The organism is Pseudomonas sp. B20(2017) (assembly GCF_002113125.1).
In the GTDB taxonomy this organism is placed as follows: domain Bacteria; phylum Pseudomonadota; class Gammaproteobacteria; order Pseudomonadales; family Pseudomonadaceae; genus Aquipseudomonas.
In genome coordinates, this window is the sequence record NZ_NEJP01000005.1 from 324,778 (window position 1) to 341,760 (window position 16,983).

Sequence of the window (16,983 nt, forward strand, 5' to 3'; positions counted from 1 at the left end):
TAATATTCTTGCGCGCCCATTATCTGTTTCATTTTTTGTCTGAGCGCAAAGGGAGTTCGTTGCAATGATCGTCGGGATTGACCTGGGAACCACCAACAGCCTTGTTGCCGTATGGCAGGGCGACGCCACCGAGCTGGTGCCCAACGCCCTGGGGCAGTTCCTGACACCCAGCGTGGTGGGTCTGGACGATCAAGGCCGGATTCTGGTCGGACAAGCCGCCCGTGAGCGTCTGCACACTCATCCGCGCCTGACCGCGTCGCTGTTCAAACGCCATATGGGCAGTGCGACGGAGGTCTGGCTCGGGGATAAAAAATTCCGTCCCGAAGAGCTGTCGGCGCTGGTGCTCAAGAGCCTGAAAGAAGACGTCGAGCGCACTTACGGCCAGACCGTCACGGAAGCCGTGATCAGCGTGCCGGCCTATTTCAGCGACGCCCAGCGCAAGGCCACGCGCATCGCCGGTGAGCTGGCGGGCCTGAAAGTCGAAAAGCTGATCAACGAACCCACCGCCGCCGCACTCGCCTACGGCCTGCACCAACGGGACAAGGAAACTTCGTTCCTGGTGTTCGACCTGGGCGGCGGTACGTTCGACGTGTCGATTCTCGAACTCTTCGAAGGTGTCATGGAAGTGCGCGCCAGCGCCGGTGACAACTTCCTCGGCGGCGAGGATTTCGACAACGTGCTACTCGAGCACTTTATCGATCAGCATCGCAACGTGTCGGACTTCCCCGAGCGCTCCACCATCCTCCAGCCGCTGCGCCGCGAAGCCGAGCGTGTACGCCGTGCATTGGGCCAGGACGCCAGCACCGAATTCAGATTGCAGGTCGGCGAAAAGCAATGGACTCAGACCATCACTCAGGCGCAGATGGCGACGTTGTACATGCCGCTGCTCGAACGCCTGCGCGCGCCGATCGAACGGGCCCTGCGAGACGCACGCATCCGCGTCAGCGACCTCGATGAGATCCTGCTGGTCGGCGGCACCACCCGCATGCCGCTGGTGCGCAAACTGGCTGCCGGGTTGTTCGGCCGCTTCCCGTCGATCAGCCTCGATCCGGACCAGGTGGTGGCTCAAGGCGCCGCCATTCAGGCAGCGCTCAAGGCCCGTTCGGCTGCGCTGGAAGAAGTGGTGCTCACCGATGTCTGCTCCTACACCTTGGGAATCGAGACCTCTACCCAGGTCGGTCGCCAGTATGAAAGCGGTCACTACTTGCCGATCATCGAACGCAACAGCATCGTCCCGGTCAGCCGGGTGAAAACCGTGCAGACCCTTCACGACAACCAGGAACAGGTCGTCGTGAAGATCTTTCAGGGCGAAAGCCGCCTGGTCAAAGACAACGTGGCGCTCGGCCAACTGGACATCAAGGTGCCCAAGCGCAAGGCCGGCGAAGTCGAGCTGGATGTACGCTTCACCTACGACAACAACGGCTTGCTCGAAGCCCAGGTCAGCATTCCCCTGACCGGTCAGCAACACTCGCTGGTCATCGAGAACAACCCCGGCGTGCTGACGCCCGAGGAGATCCAGCAGCGTCTGCAAAGCCTGGCGCAGCTGAAGATCCATCCGCGCGAGCAGCAAGTGAACACCCTGCTCAGTGCACGGTTGGAACGTCTGTATCAGGAAAGCCTGGGCGACCTGCGCGATCAGATCGGCCATTGGGCCAAGCAATTCCAGCAGGCGCTGGATTCCCAGGACGAGCGGCAGATCCGCGAAACCCGCACCGAACTGAGCAAGCAGTTGAGCGCCCTCGACCGCAGCCCCTGGCAATAAGGAAGCACGACATGGAATGCTGGTCCGTCCTGCAACTGCCCGAAGACGCCGGGCTGCGTGATATCAAGCGTAGCTATGCGCGTCTGTTGAAAGTCTTCCGGCCCGATGAAGATGCCGAAGGCTTTCAGCGCCTGCGCGAGGCTTACGAGAGCGCACTGTCGATTGCCCAGTGGCGCCTTGAAAACGAAGAGACCGAGGAGCACGGCGACGTCATGCTGGCTCCGAGTCTCGGGTTCGCTGCGCTGGCCGGACAAGAGCAACCCATCGCTCAACCACTGCAAAAGACCGGGACCGATGCGTGGGATTATCCCTCGCCGCCATTCGAACCGGTGACCCCGGCCGCGCCCGAAGCACCGCTCGAATTACCAATCTTGCGGGCACAACCCCTGAATCCAGCCCCCGTGGAACCGACCGCTGACCCGGCCGTTGAAGCCGCGTCGCAATTGCTGAACGGCCTCTCGGACACCAATCTGGACCACCGCTGGGAACAAGCGCGCCAGCAGGATTGTGCGCAAGCGTTCCAGACACTGTTGCTGACGTTGTGCTTCGACCATCCCGCCCTGCGCCTTTCGATTGCTCGTTGGGCAGTGCAGCACCTCGGATGGCTGGGCCCGTGGCAGGAGATCGTGATCGGCGACGGGCAGCGCGGCATTCTCGCCACCGAGTTGCTGATGGATTACCGGCAATCGCTGGAGGCATTGCTCGCCTCGCAGAACGAGCGTGAATTTCTCGCGCAGCTCAAGACTTATACGGCCCAACCCTGGCTCCAGGTGTTCGACCGTCGGGAACACTGGCAGCAGATCATCCTGCAACTGCTGCAGGACACGGAATGGAGCGTGCCGCTGTTCGACCGTGTGTCCCAACTGTTCGGTTGGGACGACACCAAGGGCATTCATCCGCAACCGGACTGGCTCTGGCAAGAACTGATCGAGCGCTGCAACCAGGAAAGCCTCTACAACAATCTTTGCGCCCGCGCCGAAGATCAGCGCAACGGGTCGTCCGACGCGCTCGCCGCGCGCATGCTGATCAGCCCGATGAAGCCGCGGCAACAGAAAGACATGACCGACCGGTTCATTCCCGCTGACTGGCAGGCCTGCCAGCAGCTGTCGGAAACCCTCAAATGGCGTTTCCCCGATTTGCTCGCCCGTTTGCCGTACGCCGACGTTTTCTACTGGCGACGGTTTCTGCCGCGCTACGTTGCCGACGAGACCTCATTGCGGACATGGGCCGCGATTGCGCTGGCGCTGTGGTTGTTCTATTTACCCACCGAGCACAAAACCACGGAGATGAGCATCATCATCCCGCTGGCGTTCGCCTGCGTCCCGACGTGGTTTTTCCGTAACACCTTGAGTTGGTGGGTGCCCCTCAGCGCCGAGGTGATCGTTCAAGACCTCTGGCTGACCGAAAGCCTGATACCGCGCCGATGGAACCCCGACACTCGCTGGCTGGTAATCCGCCACGGCGTGCCGCAAGCCATCATGATTGCGATGTTCTCGGTACTGCTCGGCGGTCTGGGGGCTTTCACTTACATCGGCACGATCCTGATCGGGCTCTGGCACAGGCGGCGCATCGGCACCCTCGATCCGGAACTGAGTAACCGTCGCCCTTGGCTGACCGCGCTGCACTGGGCGCATTTCAGTCCGTTGCAAGTGTTGTTTCTGGTGGTCATGACCGGCGTGATTCTCGCCAGTCAACTCGGTTATTCGCTGAAACACCTGTTCCCCGGCTAGGCTAGATGCGGGCCGGATTGCCCTCCACCAAGGTTTTACCCTCGCTGAAAAGGATCTGAGCATGTTGAAACTCGCAGGCCTCACCCTCGCGGCGCTCACGTTGAGCGCTGCAGCCCACGCCGATGTCGACCTGAAACTGGGCAGCACCGAACGCGTCACCCGCCTCTTCGCCTATCCCAATAATTGCAGCGTGATCTGCTTTCGCAACTGGACGCTGGAGCAGACCGTCGCCCATTACCTGAGCCAGAGCGTGCAGCGCGACGGCTACACCGACGCCAAAGTGCTGGTGAAAAACGATAACGATCAGCTCTACGCCGAAATCAGCGGCGTACCAAAAGGCTACGACAAGCCGCTGACCGCGCTGCTGGACGCTGGTGACCTGGCCTACAACGGCGCGAGCAAACTCAACGCCGACGGCAAGTGGGCGTACAGCTGGTATCTGTTCCTGCCACTGGGCATGGCCCTGGAAAACCGCAAGAGTGTCGAGTTGCTGCACTTCCCGCCGGATTACTCGCTGACCCAGGCCCAGGATTACCTGCGCTCCAACACCACCGACCGCTGGGCCGCGCTGCTGACCGACAATGGTATCCCCGACGACCAGACGCCGGCCTACCAGACCATCATCGACATCGCCCCGATCGCCGCACCCGCCAGCGCCGGCAAGGATCTGGAAGGCGTGTACGACTACTTCAAGGATTACCAGACCACGATGGTCAAGCAGGTCAGCCAGAACGCCAGTGGCGACGTGCTGCCGATGGTTGCCTTTGGTGCGCCGGTGCGTAACTGGATCAAGCAGCAATACGGTGCGACCGTGAATGTACTGGGCCTGGCCACCATCAGCCCGAGCGCGGGCGTGAACGTGCCGGTGCTGGGCTCCAACCATCCTAGCTACATCTGGTACGCCGCCGACCCGAGCAACTACACCGGCGACGATGCCCAGGCCAAAGCCGATGCGGCGGGTCTGAAGGTGATGGGGCAAGACTTGAGCGCCGCCTGCTGGCAGGCCGGGATGGGCAGCAAACCGGGCACCGATCCGAAGACACTGCTCAACAGCTGCACCCAGACCTGGCAAGTGACGCAGAAAGCCAAGACCTGCGAACTGTTCTACACCACGATCCGCAACCAGACCGTGGCAGAGGCTGACAAGACCTGCTCGACGGCACCGGTCAAATCCCAGCTGCAACAATTGAAGAGCCCGCTGCCGGCCATGGCCGCACCTGCTGCCCACCTCTGAACGGACAGGAGATGTTCCCGCGTCAGCCTTGGCTGACGCGGGAAGTCGTCTATTTCGCTTGTCAGATCTGACAGTAGACCGCTAGTGTGATTTACGGGATCTTGGATCCTATTATCGTGTTGCAGGACTGACAGGATGTCAGCCGAGGGAAGTCGCGACACCCCGCCAACAGGGACCGTTATGAACACTTACGCATTACCGGGTAAACCAGCACGCGATACCGAGGGCATTTATCCTTTTGCCGGGCTCCCCGTCCGCTTGGGATTTCCGTCAAAGCATGATTTCGAAATTGTTCACGATTCCGAAGGAGTGACCACCGCTGTCGTAGCGTGCCGGGCGTTTCTGCGCGTCTCCCGCATTTGCCGGGTTTCAGGCCTGCTGCTGCCCTATCGCTGCCGGCAGACCAGACAACTGCTCGCCGGTATCCACCTTTACGATCCGCGCTTTTGCGGCGCGTTCGAGCATTGCTGCGACCCGAACACCTTTCTCGACATGAACGAGTTATGGGTGTGGGCCCTGCGAGATATTGCCAAGGGTGAACGGCTGACCATGGACTACACCGCCACCGAAGACAAACTGCTGCAGCAGTTCGCCTGCGGTTGCGGGTCCTCGCGCTGCCGTGGGTGGATCACCGGTTACGACGAATCACCCAATCTCGAAGGCCAGCGCTATTTGCTGAGCTGGCGACGTCGGCAAGGTTTACGCTGAATGGCCGATCAAGGCGCGCCGACCGGACGCAAGCGGTACTGCGGCGGCAATTGCTCGAAACCGCTGATCGTGGTGTTCAGGCTCTTCCAGCGACCATCCTTGATGCCGTAAATGCAGCCGTGGATCGACAGGCTCTGCCCGCGATGCCAGGCGTTCTGGATGATGCTGGTGTGGGCGACGTTGGCCACTTGCTGGATCACGTTGAGCTCGCACAGACGGTCGACCTGTTCTTCTTCGGTCGGCAGCTTGGCCAGTTCTTCGCGTTTTTCGTAGTACAGGTCGCGGATCGAACGCAGCCAGCCGTCGATCAGGCCGAACTGGCGATCCTGCATCGAAGCCCGTACACCGCCGCAACCGTAGTGCCCGGTCACCAGGATGTGTTTGACCTTGAGCACGTCCACCGCGTACTGGATCACCGACAGACAGTTGAGGTCGGTGTGCAGCACCACGTTGGCGACGTTGCGGTGAACGAACAGATCGCCCGGCAGCATGCCGACGATTTCGTTGGCCGGCACCCGTGCGTCGGAGCAGCCGATCCACAAGTATTCAGGCGTCTGCTGGCGAGCCAGCTTGGCGAAGAAATCCGGGTCTTCCTTGGTGATCGCGTCAGCCCAACGCTCGTTGTTATCAATCAGGTCTTGTAAGTCATGCATGCGGTAAGGCCTCAAGAAAGATGCGCTGGTATGACAGTCGACCGCCTGTCGGGGTCACGGATCGATTACAGGTGATTTCGTTGGAATTTCCACCGTGCCCGGTGAGTCCACCCCAGTAAGGCCCACAGCATGAGGAATTGCCATGACTGATTCACGACGTCCATACGATGCGGTGCAACCGGAGCCCATCGATGATAACGAAGACCGCATGGGTTCAGTGCATGAGCTGGACTTCGACGACGAACAGCCCAGCGCGAAGATCGGCGAGGAACTGCCCGAGCGCGAGCGCGAACAGTTGTTGCCCCGTGAGCGTGTGCGCGAAGCGGGTTTCACCGGGGCATCGACCGCCGACCATGAGCCCACCGACGATGACCTGAGCCCGGAAACTCTGATCCATGAAGATGGCGCCCGGGATGCCCATGAGGTCGGCGAAGGCAATCACGCCGATTGGGATTTGAGCGTGGTCGACGAAGACGACATTGGCGGTGGCAACGGACTTGATGAAGCGGAACTGGCGCGCCGCGATCCGCTGGATCGCAAGCGTTGATTTGTATTGCCTGACAGGACGCTATCGCGGGCAAGCCCGCTCCCACAGGGATCCTGGTCGTACTCAAACTATGTCTACGACACTAAAACCAAAACCTGTGGGAGCGGGCTTGCCCGCGATGCTTTAACGCTTCAATCGACCAGGGTGCAGGCCATGACCACGGCATCTTCACGCCCGCCGACCGCCGGGTAGTAATCCCGGCGCCGGCCGATCTCGTTGAAGCCATAGCGCTCGTACAGGCGAAAGGCCGACGTGTTGCTGTCGCGCACTTCCAGGAAGCATTCCCGGGCATCGGCGGCGTAAGCTCGGGACATCAGGTATTCGAGCAGGATTAGCCCCAGCCCGCGGCCCTGGTTTTCCGGCTTGACCGTGATGTTGAGCAGGTGCGCTTCATCGAGAATGATCTGCACCACCCCGTGGCCCACCTGCTGCTCACCTTCGAACATCAGCCAGATCTGGTACTTGCCCAGGCCGTCGAGAAAAATCCCGCGAGTCCACGGATGGCTGTACGCGGCGAATTCAATCTTCAGCACAGCGTCCAGATCCGCCTCGGTCATCGGGCGAAACGATACAGCGTCACTCATTCGATTCTTTCCAGCGCGCCATCAGCCGACGCATGGCTTGCCACACGGCGGCCTTGCGCTGTGGCTCTTCCATCAACAATTCCAGCCCCGGCACGGCCCACGCCGAACCCAGGCCCTCGATTTGCAACTCGCGGTTGAATGCCTCGGCATCCGCCTCACCGGCAAACCGTACCGCCGGCAGGCCGATCAGCCAGACACAGGCACACGGCGCCGCCTCCATCTGCACCGACAGGAAACCCTGAACGAAATCCCGGGCCGCTTCAGGGCCCTGATCCAGCGTGCCGCGGTTCAGCCAAGGCCAGCGCACCGGCTCACCGACAATCTGCGGCGCGTCCGGCAGACCGGCGGCACGCAGCATGTCCTTGAGCAACAGATAGGCAGGATCGCGCGACTGGAAGGCTTCGCCTGTGGGTAACTCCACCAGCAGCAGGCAACGGCCGGCGCGCAGCAATTGCAGGGCAAAACGCGGTGGCGGCACCGGTGCCGGCTTGGCCACCACGGGTGTTTCGTCGACTTCTTCGACCGGCTTGGCGCCCGTGCGGGTGCTGACCAGCGAAGGTCGCGGAACTTCGATTTTCGGCCGTTCGACCGGACGCGTGGCCGGCTGCTCCGGCGCTTCGGCCGGGGTTGCCGGAAACGCCGGCGCAGCAATCTCGGGCTCGGGCTCGGGCATGTCCAGCAGCTCGGGCCGCGACGGCGCGGCAAAGGGCAATTCGGTGCGCGGCAGCCAGTTGACCACCTGCATGGCGTTCAAATAGGCGCGGCGGCGGGACTCGATTAGCAAGGGTCGGCCACTTGTGGATAACTGAAGTGCGCTGATTCTACCGCCCTTCGCTCAAGATCGCGCGCTGTTGATCGATAGTCTTGACCGATACCTTGACGCAAAGAAAAGCGACAGCCCGTCCCGAGAGTGAATCGCATCCTTCGTGATGCAGTACAATCGCGGCTTTTAATCGCCAACCAGCCGGCCATTCCGATGATCGAACCCAAGCGCGTCTTGCGCGCCCTCGCTGAACACTGGGCACTTCTGGAGCCACTGTGCGAGCACTTCGACCAAGGCACACTGAGCCTCAACGAACTGCGCACGCAACTGGCCGCCCAACAACTGGACAGCACGCCGCAGGACATCACCAGCCTGCTCGACGTGTGGATCCGCCTCGACATTCTGGTTCCCGTGGCCAAGAGCCCGAACCGTTTCGAGCTGAACGCGCAGATTCACGATTTCCTCGCCTACCTGCGCCGCGAGCACCGTCTGGGCCTGTGCCTGGAGATCGAAGCCTATCTGCGTCACCTCGAGCGTCTGGCCGGTTATATTCAGGATGCGTTCGATGTCCGTGACGGCAATGATCTGGCGCGTCAGTTGCGTCTGCTCGACATGCGCGTGCGCGACGTTCTGAAGAAACTCGACAACGACGAACAGGCGCTGGTGGCCGTGGCCGAACGGGCCAAGACCAGCGACCGGCAGATTCCGCTGCGTCAGCGTTACGCCGAAGTACTGGCGACCTGGGACGAATACGTCGAGCCGATGATCGATCTGGTGAACGCCGACGGCGCCTTCGAGCAAGGCGTGCGCAAGGTCGAAACCGTGCTGCTGAAGATGCTCAGCGAACAGCAGCGCCTCGGCCATCTGGTCGATGACGACATGCTGCTGCGCACCCATGCGCGCATCCTCGAAATGCAGACCAGCGCCCAGCTGACCTTGCGTCACGCTCGGGAATTGCTGCTGCCGCTGCGTGAAGAAGCACGCCGACACAACGCCGTGACCCGTGGTGCTGCGCTGGCGCTGGCCGCGATCCGCCGCAAAGGTATCGACGCCGTACCACAAGCCGCGATGCCGCTGTTCACCCGGCCGCAAAGCACCTTCCTCGGCAGCGCCAGTCAGGTTGAAGCCTACGTTTACGCCCTGGCCCGTTTCGAGCCGAAACCGGCGCGTTTCCCCAAGGCGCACAAGTCGCAGAAGACTGGCGATGCCCCGCGTGCACCGCGCACCGTGCGCGAGATGGTCGACCGTTGCGAAGAATCCCTGCCGATGCCGGATCTGATGACCTGGCTTCTGGAGCAGGAGCCGGACGGCGCGACCGACGAATTGCTTTACTGGTTCTCGCGCCTGTCGCGGGAAAAACGCTTCAAGCGCGAGCGTCTGGAACGTCGCGAATACCACACTCACGAGCACCAGGTCAGCCTGCGCTCCTTCGCCCTGCTCTCGGCCGGCGACACCGCCGCCGAGAATTCTGCGAGCATCCCCAATGCATCTTGATCTATCCGAACTGTCTCAGCTGGCGCCGATCTTTCGCGAGCTGTTCAAGGGTTACCACGTCAGCCGCCGCGACCCGGAGCTGTACGCGCAACTGTCGAACTTCCAGGACCAGTACCGCACGCTGTTCAAGGCACTGGGCTTCGAACTGGTCTGCGACACCCGTGGTTTCTATTACTTCGTGCCAGACATGGCGGCTGCGGCGGTGAACAAGACTGCTCAGCGTCTGGCGCTGTTCACCTTCATCCTGGTCGAGCATCTGGCCGATCAGGGCCGCGATCCGATCGCTGTTCTTGATGGCGGCAGCCTCGGCCGCGAAGAGCTGCCGTCGTTGCTGGAGAAGTACCGCGACCTGTTCATCCAGGCCGAAGTACAAACCGTTGAAGAGCTGGAAGAAAAGATCATGCGCCGCATGACCCAGCTCGGCTTCGCCAGCGAGGAAAACGGCGTGTACCGTTTCCTGCCGCCGATGCACCGTTTCCTAGACGTCTGCCTGTCGGTTCAGCAGGACCGCGACCTGGCGGCCAGCGTGCACAGCGTCCTGCCGCTGCCGGCACCGGTGCTGATCGACGAAGCCGCCGAGGCCAAATTCCTCGCCACCGACGACCCGCTTGATCTCAGCGAATTTGAGGAAGAGAGCGAAGAAGACGCACTGGCCCGCGCCATTGCCGAAGAACAGGAGTCCGATGCATGAGCCAGGAACGCTACGGCATCCGCCGCTTTGCCCTTTTGAACACCGCCGGTTACAGCCTCGGCCTGTTCCCGCTGGAAGAGCCGCTGTCGGTCTACGGCGCGAACAACCTCGGTAAATCCGCCTCGATCAACGCCTTGCAGTTCCCGATCCTGGCACGCATGTCGGACATGAGTTTCGGCAAGTACAGCCTGGAACAATCCCGGCGCTTCTACTTTGCCTCCGACACCAGCTATATCCTCGTCGAAGTGAACCTGCCCCACGGCCCGCACGTGATCGGCGTGGTCGGTCGCGGCCCGGGTGGCGGTTTCGGTCACCAGTTCTTTGCCTACGCCGGCAAGCTCGATCTGGCGCACTACCAGAAAAACGACACCTGCCTAAGGCAGAAAGAGCTGTTCAGCAACCTTGAGAAAGAAGGCCTGAAAGCCTACGAACTCAAGCCGGATGAGCTGCGTCGTTTGCTGGTTGGCGGTCACACGTCGATCCCGCTCGACTTGACGCTGATCCCGCTGCGCTCCACCAGCGAGCAGAGCCTGAAGACTTTCCGCGCGCTGTTCATCAACCTGCTGCACATGCGCGAAATCACCGCAGCCAAGCTCAAGCAATTGTTCCTCGATGCCTTCGAACACAGCCTGCGTTCCGGCAGCGTCGATTACATCGCCGCGTGCGAAGAAGCCTTCCGCGATGTGCGGCGCATGGAACAGGACTACAACTCGCTGGTGGCTGCCGGCCCGTTGGTCGAAGCCCTGTCCAACGGTGTGAAACAGCGCGATGTGCTGCGCGGCAAGCTGCATCGCCTGTCGCCGCTGCTCGATTCGTTGCTCGGCACCTGGTCGGACTACGCCACGGCGCGCAAGGAAGAGCTGACCATTCAGGCCGAGCACTACCGTCGCGAGCAGGACGACCTGCAAAACGATCAGCGCGGTGGCACTCAGGAACTGATGCGTCTGGAGCGGGAAATCTCCGGCATCCAGCGCTGGCTCGGCGAGTTGTCCGTTCTGAAGAACCGCTTCGCGCTGGTCGATGACGTCAAAATCCTAGAGCAGCAACTGCTGGCGGCCAAGGACGCTCACGACGAATTGGCAGGTGCATTGGCGCAGTCTCGTCAGTTCAGCGCCGAGGATCTGGAAGAACGTCTTCGCGATCTGGAAAAGCGCCTGAAGTCAGTGAAGCAGCAACTCGATCACGCCGATAACAACAGCTACGCCCGCCTGCGCGAAGAATTCTCGCAGCAGGACGTCGAGCGCCTGATGCGCCTGTTCAACAGCGCGCTGTTCAGCCTGCCGCTGGGCGAACACGGGATCACCCTCGACGAGAACGGCGAATGGGTGAAGTCGGTGGAACTGATCCTCGACGGTTTCAAGGGCGAGCGTTTCGAAGTGCCGGGCCTGTCGATCGACATCTCGCACATCGAACCGCCGGCCCTGCAAGCACTGGCCGACCGTGCCGCGCTGCGCGATCAGAAAGAGCGTCTGGAAAAAGAACTCAAGCAACTGAAAACCCAACAAGCCGTGGCCGCCGACCGCGCCGCGAGCAAGACCCAGACCGAAGCGCTGTACCAGCAGGTTCTGGATGCTCAGAAAGCGCTGGAAGATTTCCGTCGTACCCAGACCCTGAGCGCCGAAGAGGGCGACAAGCTCGAGCAACTGGCGCAGATGGAAGCCGCGCAGGACGAACTCAAGCGCTCCAGCGATGCGTTCACCGAGCGCGTCCAGCAACTGTCGGCCAAGCTGCAACTGGTCGGCCGGCAGATCGCCGACATGGAAGCCAAGCAACGCACTCTCGACGACGCCCTGCGCCGTCGTCAGTTGCTGCCGGCAGATCTGCCGTTCGGCACGCCGTTCATGGATCCGGTCGACGATTCGATGGACAACCTGCTGCCGCTGCTCAACGACTATCAGGACAGCTGGCAAGGCCTGCTCCGCGCCGACGGCCAGATCGAAGCCCTGTACGCACAGGTGCGTCTCAAGGGCGTGGCCAAGTTCGACAGTGAAGACGATATGGAGCGCCGTCTGTCGTTGCTGATCAACGCTTACGCGCACCGTACCGACGAAGCCCTGACCCTGGGCAAGGCCCGTCGTGCGGCGGTCACCGATATTGCGCGTACCCTGCGCAACATCCGCAGCGACTACGACAGCCTCGAGCATCAATTGGCGTTGTTCAACCGCGAGATCAACAAGCGTCAGGTGTCCAACCTGCAGAGCTTCCGTATCGTCCTCGCGCCGAACAAGGAAGCGCTCAAGCACATCGACCAGATCATCCACAGCGCCGGTCAGTACGAAGAAGGCGAAACCCTGTCGGTGTTCGACCTGAGCCAAAGTGCAGAACAGGACAACAAGAACGAAGAGGCCAAGGAATACCTGGCACGGCTGGTGGCGGCGAACCACAACCAGCTCGGCCTCAAGGACTTGTTCGAACTGGCGTTCGAGATCACCAAGGTCAATGGTCAGCCGGTTATCCACACCGACATCGACGGCGCGGCGTCCAACGGCACCACGATGACCATCAAGGCGCTGACCAACATGTACTTGTTGCTGCACTTGATGGATCGCGACCTGGCCGGTCGCGTGCGCCTGCCGTACTACCTCGACGAGGCGGCGGACATCGACGAGAAGAACCAGGCAGCATTGCTGGAAACCAGCCTGCAACTGGGCTTCGTGCCGATTCTGGCGAGTGTGAAGCCGCAGGTCTGCGCCAGTGTCGCCATCGACCTGGAAGGCGGCAGCGGCCCGGCCGGTATTTACATCGATGAGGCGGACTGGAAGTACATCCGTCGCCACGATGTGGTGAAGGCCACCATCAATGTCCAGGCCGACGAGCCGGAGCTGGATGCGGTTTGATGCGTAACTGACGGGCACAAAAAAGGGCCGCGATCCATTGGATCGTGGCCCTTTTTTATGTCTTGGAATTTTGTGCTGAATGACAGGACCTCTTCGCGGGCAAGCCCGCTCCCACAGGGATTGATGTCTTACACAAATTTGTATTCAACACAAAAACCTGTTGGAGCGGGCTTGCCCGCGAAGGCGTCCTCAACGATGCCCCATATTTCCCCGATTATTTGCCGAGGGGGATTTTCGGCGCCCAGTTCAGCCACTCGTCTTCGAACTTGTCGAAGAGCGGGAAGGTTTGTTCGGCGCGCGCGGGGTTGCCCATCTGCTCGCCGTCCGGCGTGGCGAAGGCGATACCGCCCTGAATCACTGTCTCCAAAGACTCGGTGCGTACGGTCACGCCTTTGAACAGGCCGATGTCGAGACCGACACCACTGGTGTTCCAGAAGCGACTGCCGCTGCGCACCAGTGGCGCGTACTTCGGTTCGATCAGGATGTGTACCAACACGCGATCCGCTGTCTGGCCCAGTTCGTAACCGGTGACTTTACCCACGGTGATCTCACGGTAAGTCACCGGAACACCTGGTTTGAGCGAACCGCGACGGGCAGCGCTCAGTACCAGACTCAAGCCAGCCTCTTGCTTGGTGACTTCCGGCGCATTGGCCAGGGCCACGAAGTTCTTCTGCGGGCCGAGGTTCTTGGCGGCCGGTTGCACTTCGATGTATTGGCCGGTGACCAGCGTCTCCAGGTTTGAGGTCTTGATCAGACCCAACTCCGGTTTGACTACCCAGAACTGGCTGCCGACCCGGGCGATCTTCTCCGGCACTTCGGTGATGCGCGCGGTGAGGATCACCGATTGCAGATCATCGGTCAGGTCGACACTTTCGATCTTGCCGACGTCCAGGCCCTTGAAGCGAACCGGGGTGCCGCTGCGCAGACCGTCCGCGCGATCGACCTTGATGGTGACGACGGCACCTTTCTGATTGGCTTCATCATGGTTGGCGAACAGACGGAAACGCGGGATACGTTTTTGCAGCGGTGCCTTGGCTTGCGGCGTTTCGAAGGCAATGCCGCCAGCCATCAGGGTCTGCAACGATTCACTCTTGACCTGAATGCCGCCCGTCAGACCGCCAGTCAGCGTGACGCCGCTGACGTTCCAGAACCGGGTCGAGGCGTTGACCAGGTTTTCGTATTCCTTCTCGATGTGGACGCCGATCACCAGTTGCTTGCGGGTCTTGGAGAACTGATAGCTCTGCACCGAACCGACCTTCACCTGCTTGTAGAGAATCGGGCTGCCGACATCGATCGAACCGAGGGTGTCGGTGAACAGCACAAGGTGCAGGCCCGGTGCCTTCAGATCCAGGGGTGGAGCTTTCGGCCGAGCCTCGAACTCGCGCTGCGGCGCGCCGCCCTTGTCGCCCGGGCGCACGGCGATGTAGTTACCTTTGACCAGTGCTTCCAGACCGGTGATACCGGCCAGGGAAATCGACGGTTTGACCACCCAGAACTGCGTGCCGGTGACCAGATAGTCTTCGGCCAGCGGATCGAGGGTCAGTTCGGCGGTCGCACTGGACAGGTCCGGATCGATCTTCAGGGCTTTCAGGTTACCGACCTGAATGCCTTTGTACATCACCGGTGTGCGCCCGGCTTGCAGGCCTTCGAAGTCACTGAGTTTGACCTTCACACGGATGCCGGCGGCAGCCGCATCGAAGTCTTCGTAGAGACGGAATGGCAGGCTCGGATCGGTGGGCGGGCTGTCCTTGCGGTTCTCCGGGGTGGCGAAGGCGATACCGCCGGCGACGATGCTGGCCAGGGATTCGCTGCGCACTTTCACGCCGGACAGGTTGGCGTCGATGCTGATGCCGCTGGCGTTCCAGAAACGGGTGTGTTTGCGCACCAGTTTGGCGTAGGTCGGTTCGATGAACACCTTGAGCTCGACGGTGCTCTGGTCTTCCGACAGCACGTAGCTTTTGATCTGACCGACTTTGATCTGCTTGTAGAACACCGGGCTGCCACGATTCAACGAACCGAGGCGATCGGCTTTGATCGTCAGATGCAGGCCCGGTTTGGAGTCCGATAGAGGCGGCTCTTCTGCCAGGGCCTTGAATTTGCGGGTCAGCTCGCCTTCACCCGGGCTGATCGCGACATAGTTACCCGATACCAGGGTTTCCAGGCCAGTGATCCCGGCCAGGGTCACGCTCGGCTTGACCAACCAGAAACGGGTGCTGGTCTTTAGGTACTGATCGACATCCTTGTTCATTTCGATGGTGGCGATCACGCCTTTGGTGCCGCCTTCGTCGTCGAGCTTGAGGGCTTTGACCTTGCCGACCGGCATGCCTTTGTAGACCACTTCAGTCTTGTTGGCCTGAATGCCTTCACCGCTTTCAAACCGCACCTGAATCTCGATGCCGGTTTCGTTATAGGCACGCCAGCCGAGCCAGCCGCCGATAATCAAAGCGATCAGGGGCAACACCCAGATAGCAGACCAGTTCGAAGCCGGTCGGGTTTTCGCTACAGGCAAATCAGTCATGGTCGGCGTCCGACTCCGTGTTATCCCAAATCAGTCGGGGATCGAAAGTGACAGCGGCGAGCATCGTCAGAATCACCACACTGGCGAAGGCGATGGCGCCAAGATTGGCTTCGACACTGGCAAGCCGGCCGAAGTTGACGACCGCCACCAGAATGGCGATCACGAAAATGTCGAGCATCGACCAGCGACCGATGAACTCGATGAAGCGGTACATCCAGATCCGCTGACGGGCGGACAACGGCTGGCGGCGCTGTACAGAAAACAGCAACAGCGCAATGCCCACCAGTTTGAACGTTGGCACCAGGATACTGGCGATGAACACAACGGCGGCAATTGGAATCATGCCGTGCTGCACCAGCTGGATCACACCGGACATGATCGTGCTTGGATCACCCTGCCCCAGAGAACTGACTGTCATGATCGGCAGTACGTTGGCCGGGATGTAGATAATCGCCGCTGTGATCAGCAGTGCCCAGGTGCGGTTGAGGCTATTCGGCCGGCGAGCGTGAACCAAGGCACCGCAGCGGGTGCAGGTTTGCTCGTCGGTATCCGCTTCCTGTCTGTTCAACTCGTGGCATTCGGTGCACGTCAGAATGCCCGCATCAATCGCCCGCATGAGTATCTTCCCCTGATAACGCCTGCCAGATCTGATGCGGTGACATCACCACCTCCAGCCATACCTGCACCAACAACAATCCAATAAAACACGCCAAGCCGAGACCGACAGTGATCGCCGCCATGTCCGCCAGTTTGACGATCGCCACCAGTACGCCCATGAGGTAAACCTCGAGCATTCCCCAGTCTTTGAGGTGGTGATAGATGCGGTAAAGCAAAAGACCGTAACTGCGGCCGGCGTTGAAACGAATTGTCAGCAAAACGAACAACTGGCACAGCAACTTGAGCAGCGGAATGGCCATGCTGCACAGGAAAACAACAATCGACACACCCTGCATGTCAGTGTTGAACAGCCCGACTACGCCACTCCAAACCGTATCCTGCGAGGATTGTCCAAGGATATTGAGTTGCATGATGGGTAAAAAGTTTGCCGGGATGTACAGCAATAATGCTGCGATTACCAAGGCAAGGCTGCGCTGCACCACATTGTGGCGGTGAGCGTACAGTTCGTAACCGCAGCGAGGGCAGAGGGCTTTCTCGCCGTGGGCAAGTGTTGGCTTGCGCATCAGCAGGTCGCACTCGTGACAGGCCACCAAGTCTTCCAGCGGTAAATCTGACAGCCCGGGGGCGTCAACCGACTCTGACATAAAGGCTCTGGCTCCGAATAAGGTGGGGCTATTCTAGTGTTCTGGTTTGAAAATAACTGTGCAAATTTGTTCGCTATTACGAGCAAAACTTTTTCGCAGACAAAACAAAACCCCAACTGCTTTCGCAATTGGGGTTTCGGAATTTAATCTTGACGATGACCTACTCTCACATGGGGAAACCCCACACTACCATCGGCGAT

The 16,983-nt window shown here is 60.6% G+C and carries 14 protein-coding genes; 8 read left to right on the forward strand and 6 right to left on the reverse strand.

The genetic code is table 11. The features are described 5' to 3' along the window. The first annotated feature begins 64 nt into the window (after positions 1-64). The 4 genes from CAF63_RS10085 (at position 65) to CAF63_RS10100 (ending at position 5,434) form a co-directional block, all read left to right on the forward strand. Positions 65-1,762, forward strand: coding sequence for a molecular chaperone HscC (locus tag CAF63_RS10085; protein WP_085684837.1), 1,698 nt, complete (start codon positions 65-67; stop codon positions 1,760-1,762). An 11-nt stretch (positions 1,763-1,773) separates the two neighbouring features. Next, positions 1,774-3,492: a J domain-containing protein gene (locus CAF63_RS10090; protein ID WP_085684838.1), complete on the forward strand. Its 1,719-nt coding sequence runs from the start codon at positions 1,774-1,776 to the stop codon at positions 3,490-3,492. 61 nt (positions 3,493-3,553) lie between these two features. Next, a complete protein-coding gene (locus CAF63_RS10095; protein WP_085684840.1) occupies positions 3,554-4,726 on the forward strand; it encodes a hypothetical protein in 1,173 nt (390 codons plus the stop codon). A gap of 180 nt (positions 4,727-4,906) precedes the next feature. Then, entirely contained in the window at positions 4,907-5,434 is a 528-nt protein-coding gene (locus CAF63_RS10100) for an SET domain-containing protein-lysine N-methyltransferase (RefSeq protein ID WP_085684842.1), read from the forward strand. Between the two features lie 8 nt (positions 5,435-5,442). Here the strand turns inward: CAF63_RS10100 and can are convergent, their stop codons facing one another. After that, complete coding sequence (gene can, locus CAF63_RS10105; RefSeq protein WP_007951756.1) at positions 5,443-6,087, reverse strand: carbonate dehydratase; 645 nt, start codon at positions 6,085-6,087, stop codon at positions 5,443-5,445. Positions 6,088-6,229: 142 nt separating this feature from the next. Between can and CAF63_RS10110 the strand changes: the two genes are divergently transcribed. Next, entirely contained in the window at positions 6,230-6,634 is a 405-nt protein-coding gene (locus CAF63_RS10110; RefSeq protein WP_085684843.1) for a serine kinase/phosphatase, read from the forward strand. 131 nt (positions 6,635-6,765) lie between these two features. On the opposite strand, the gene rimI is transcribed toward CAF63_RS10110, so the two are convergent. After that, positions 6,766-7,218, reverse strand: a complete 453-nt coding sequence (gene rimI / locus CAF63_RS10115; protein WP_085684844.1) for a ribosomal protein S18-alanine N-acetyltransferase — start codon at positions 7,216-7,218, stop codon at positions 6,766-6,768. Then, positions 7,211-7,963, reverse strand: a complete 753-nt coding sequence (locus CAF63_RS10120) for an energy transducer TonB (protein ID WP_085684849.1) — start codon at positions 7,961-7,963, stop codon at positions 7,211-7,213. Before CAF63_RS10120 ends, rimI begins: the two co-directional genes overlap by 8 nt. A gap of 231 nt (positions 7,964-8,194) precedes the next feature. Here CAF63_RS10120 and mksB point away from each other — a divergent pair, with 231 nt between their 5' ends. From mksB to mksF, 3 genes are read left to right on the forward strand one after another with little or no spacing between them, the layout of a single operon-like run. Beyond that, positions 8,195-9,475 (forward strand): Mks condensin complex protein MksB, encoded by a 1,281-nt coding sequence (mksB, locus tag CAF63_RS10125; protein WP_178081281.1) that lies wholly within the window; start codon positions 8,195-8,197, stop codon positions 9,473-9,475. Next, positions 9,465-10,166 (forward strand): Mks condensin complex protein MksE, encoded by a 702-nt coding sequence (gene mksE / locus CAF63_RS10130; RefSeq protein WP_007951764.1) that lies wholly within the window; start codon positions 9,465-9,467, stop codon positions 10,164-10,166. Before mksB ends, mksE begins: the two co-directional genes overlap by 11 nt. Further along, entirely contained in the window at positions 10,163-13,003 is a 2,841-nt protein-coding gene (mksF, locus tag CAF63_RS10135; RefSeq protein ID WP_085684853.1) for an Mks condensin complex protein MksF, read from the forward strand. Before mksE ends, mksF begins: the two co-directional genes overlap by 4 nt. A 214-nt stretch (positions 13,004-13,217) precedes the next feature. Here mksF and CAF63_RS10140 read toward each other — a convergent pair whose 3' ends face one another. The 3 genes from CAF63_RS10140 to CAF63_RS10150 are packed head-to-tail and all read right to left on the reverse strand — an operon-like array spanning position 13,218 to position 16,783. Then, positions 13,218-15,521 (reverse strand): PqiB family protein, encoded by a 2,304-nt coding sequence (locus CAF63_RS10140; protein WP_085684855.1) that lies wholly within the window; start codon positions 15,519-15,521, stop codon positions 13,218-13,220. Beyond that, positions 15,514-16,137, reverse strand: coding sequence for a paraquat-inducible protein A (locus CAF63_RS10145; RefSeq protein ID WP_085684857.1), 624 nt, complete (start codon positions 16,135-16,137; stop codon positions 15,514-15,516). The genes CAF63_RS10140 and CAF63_RS10145 overlap by 8 nt, the downstream gene beginning before the upstream one ends. Next, positions 16,124-16,783 carry a paraquat-inducible protein A gene (locus tag CAF63_RS10150; RefSeq protein ID WP_085684859.1) on the reverse strand — a complete coding sequence of 220 codons (660 nt, stop codon included), beginning with the start codon at positions 16,781-16,783 and terminating at the stop codon, positions 16,124-16,126. Before CAF63_RS10150 ends, CAF63_RS10145 begins: the two co-directional genes overlap by 14 nt. Positions 16,784-16,983 lie beyond the last annotated feature (200 nt).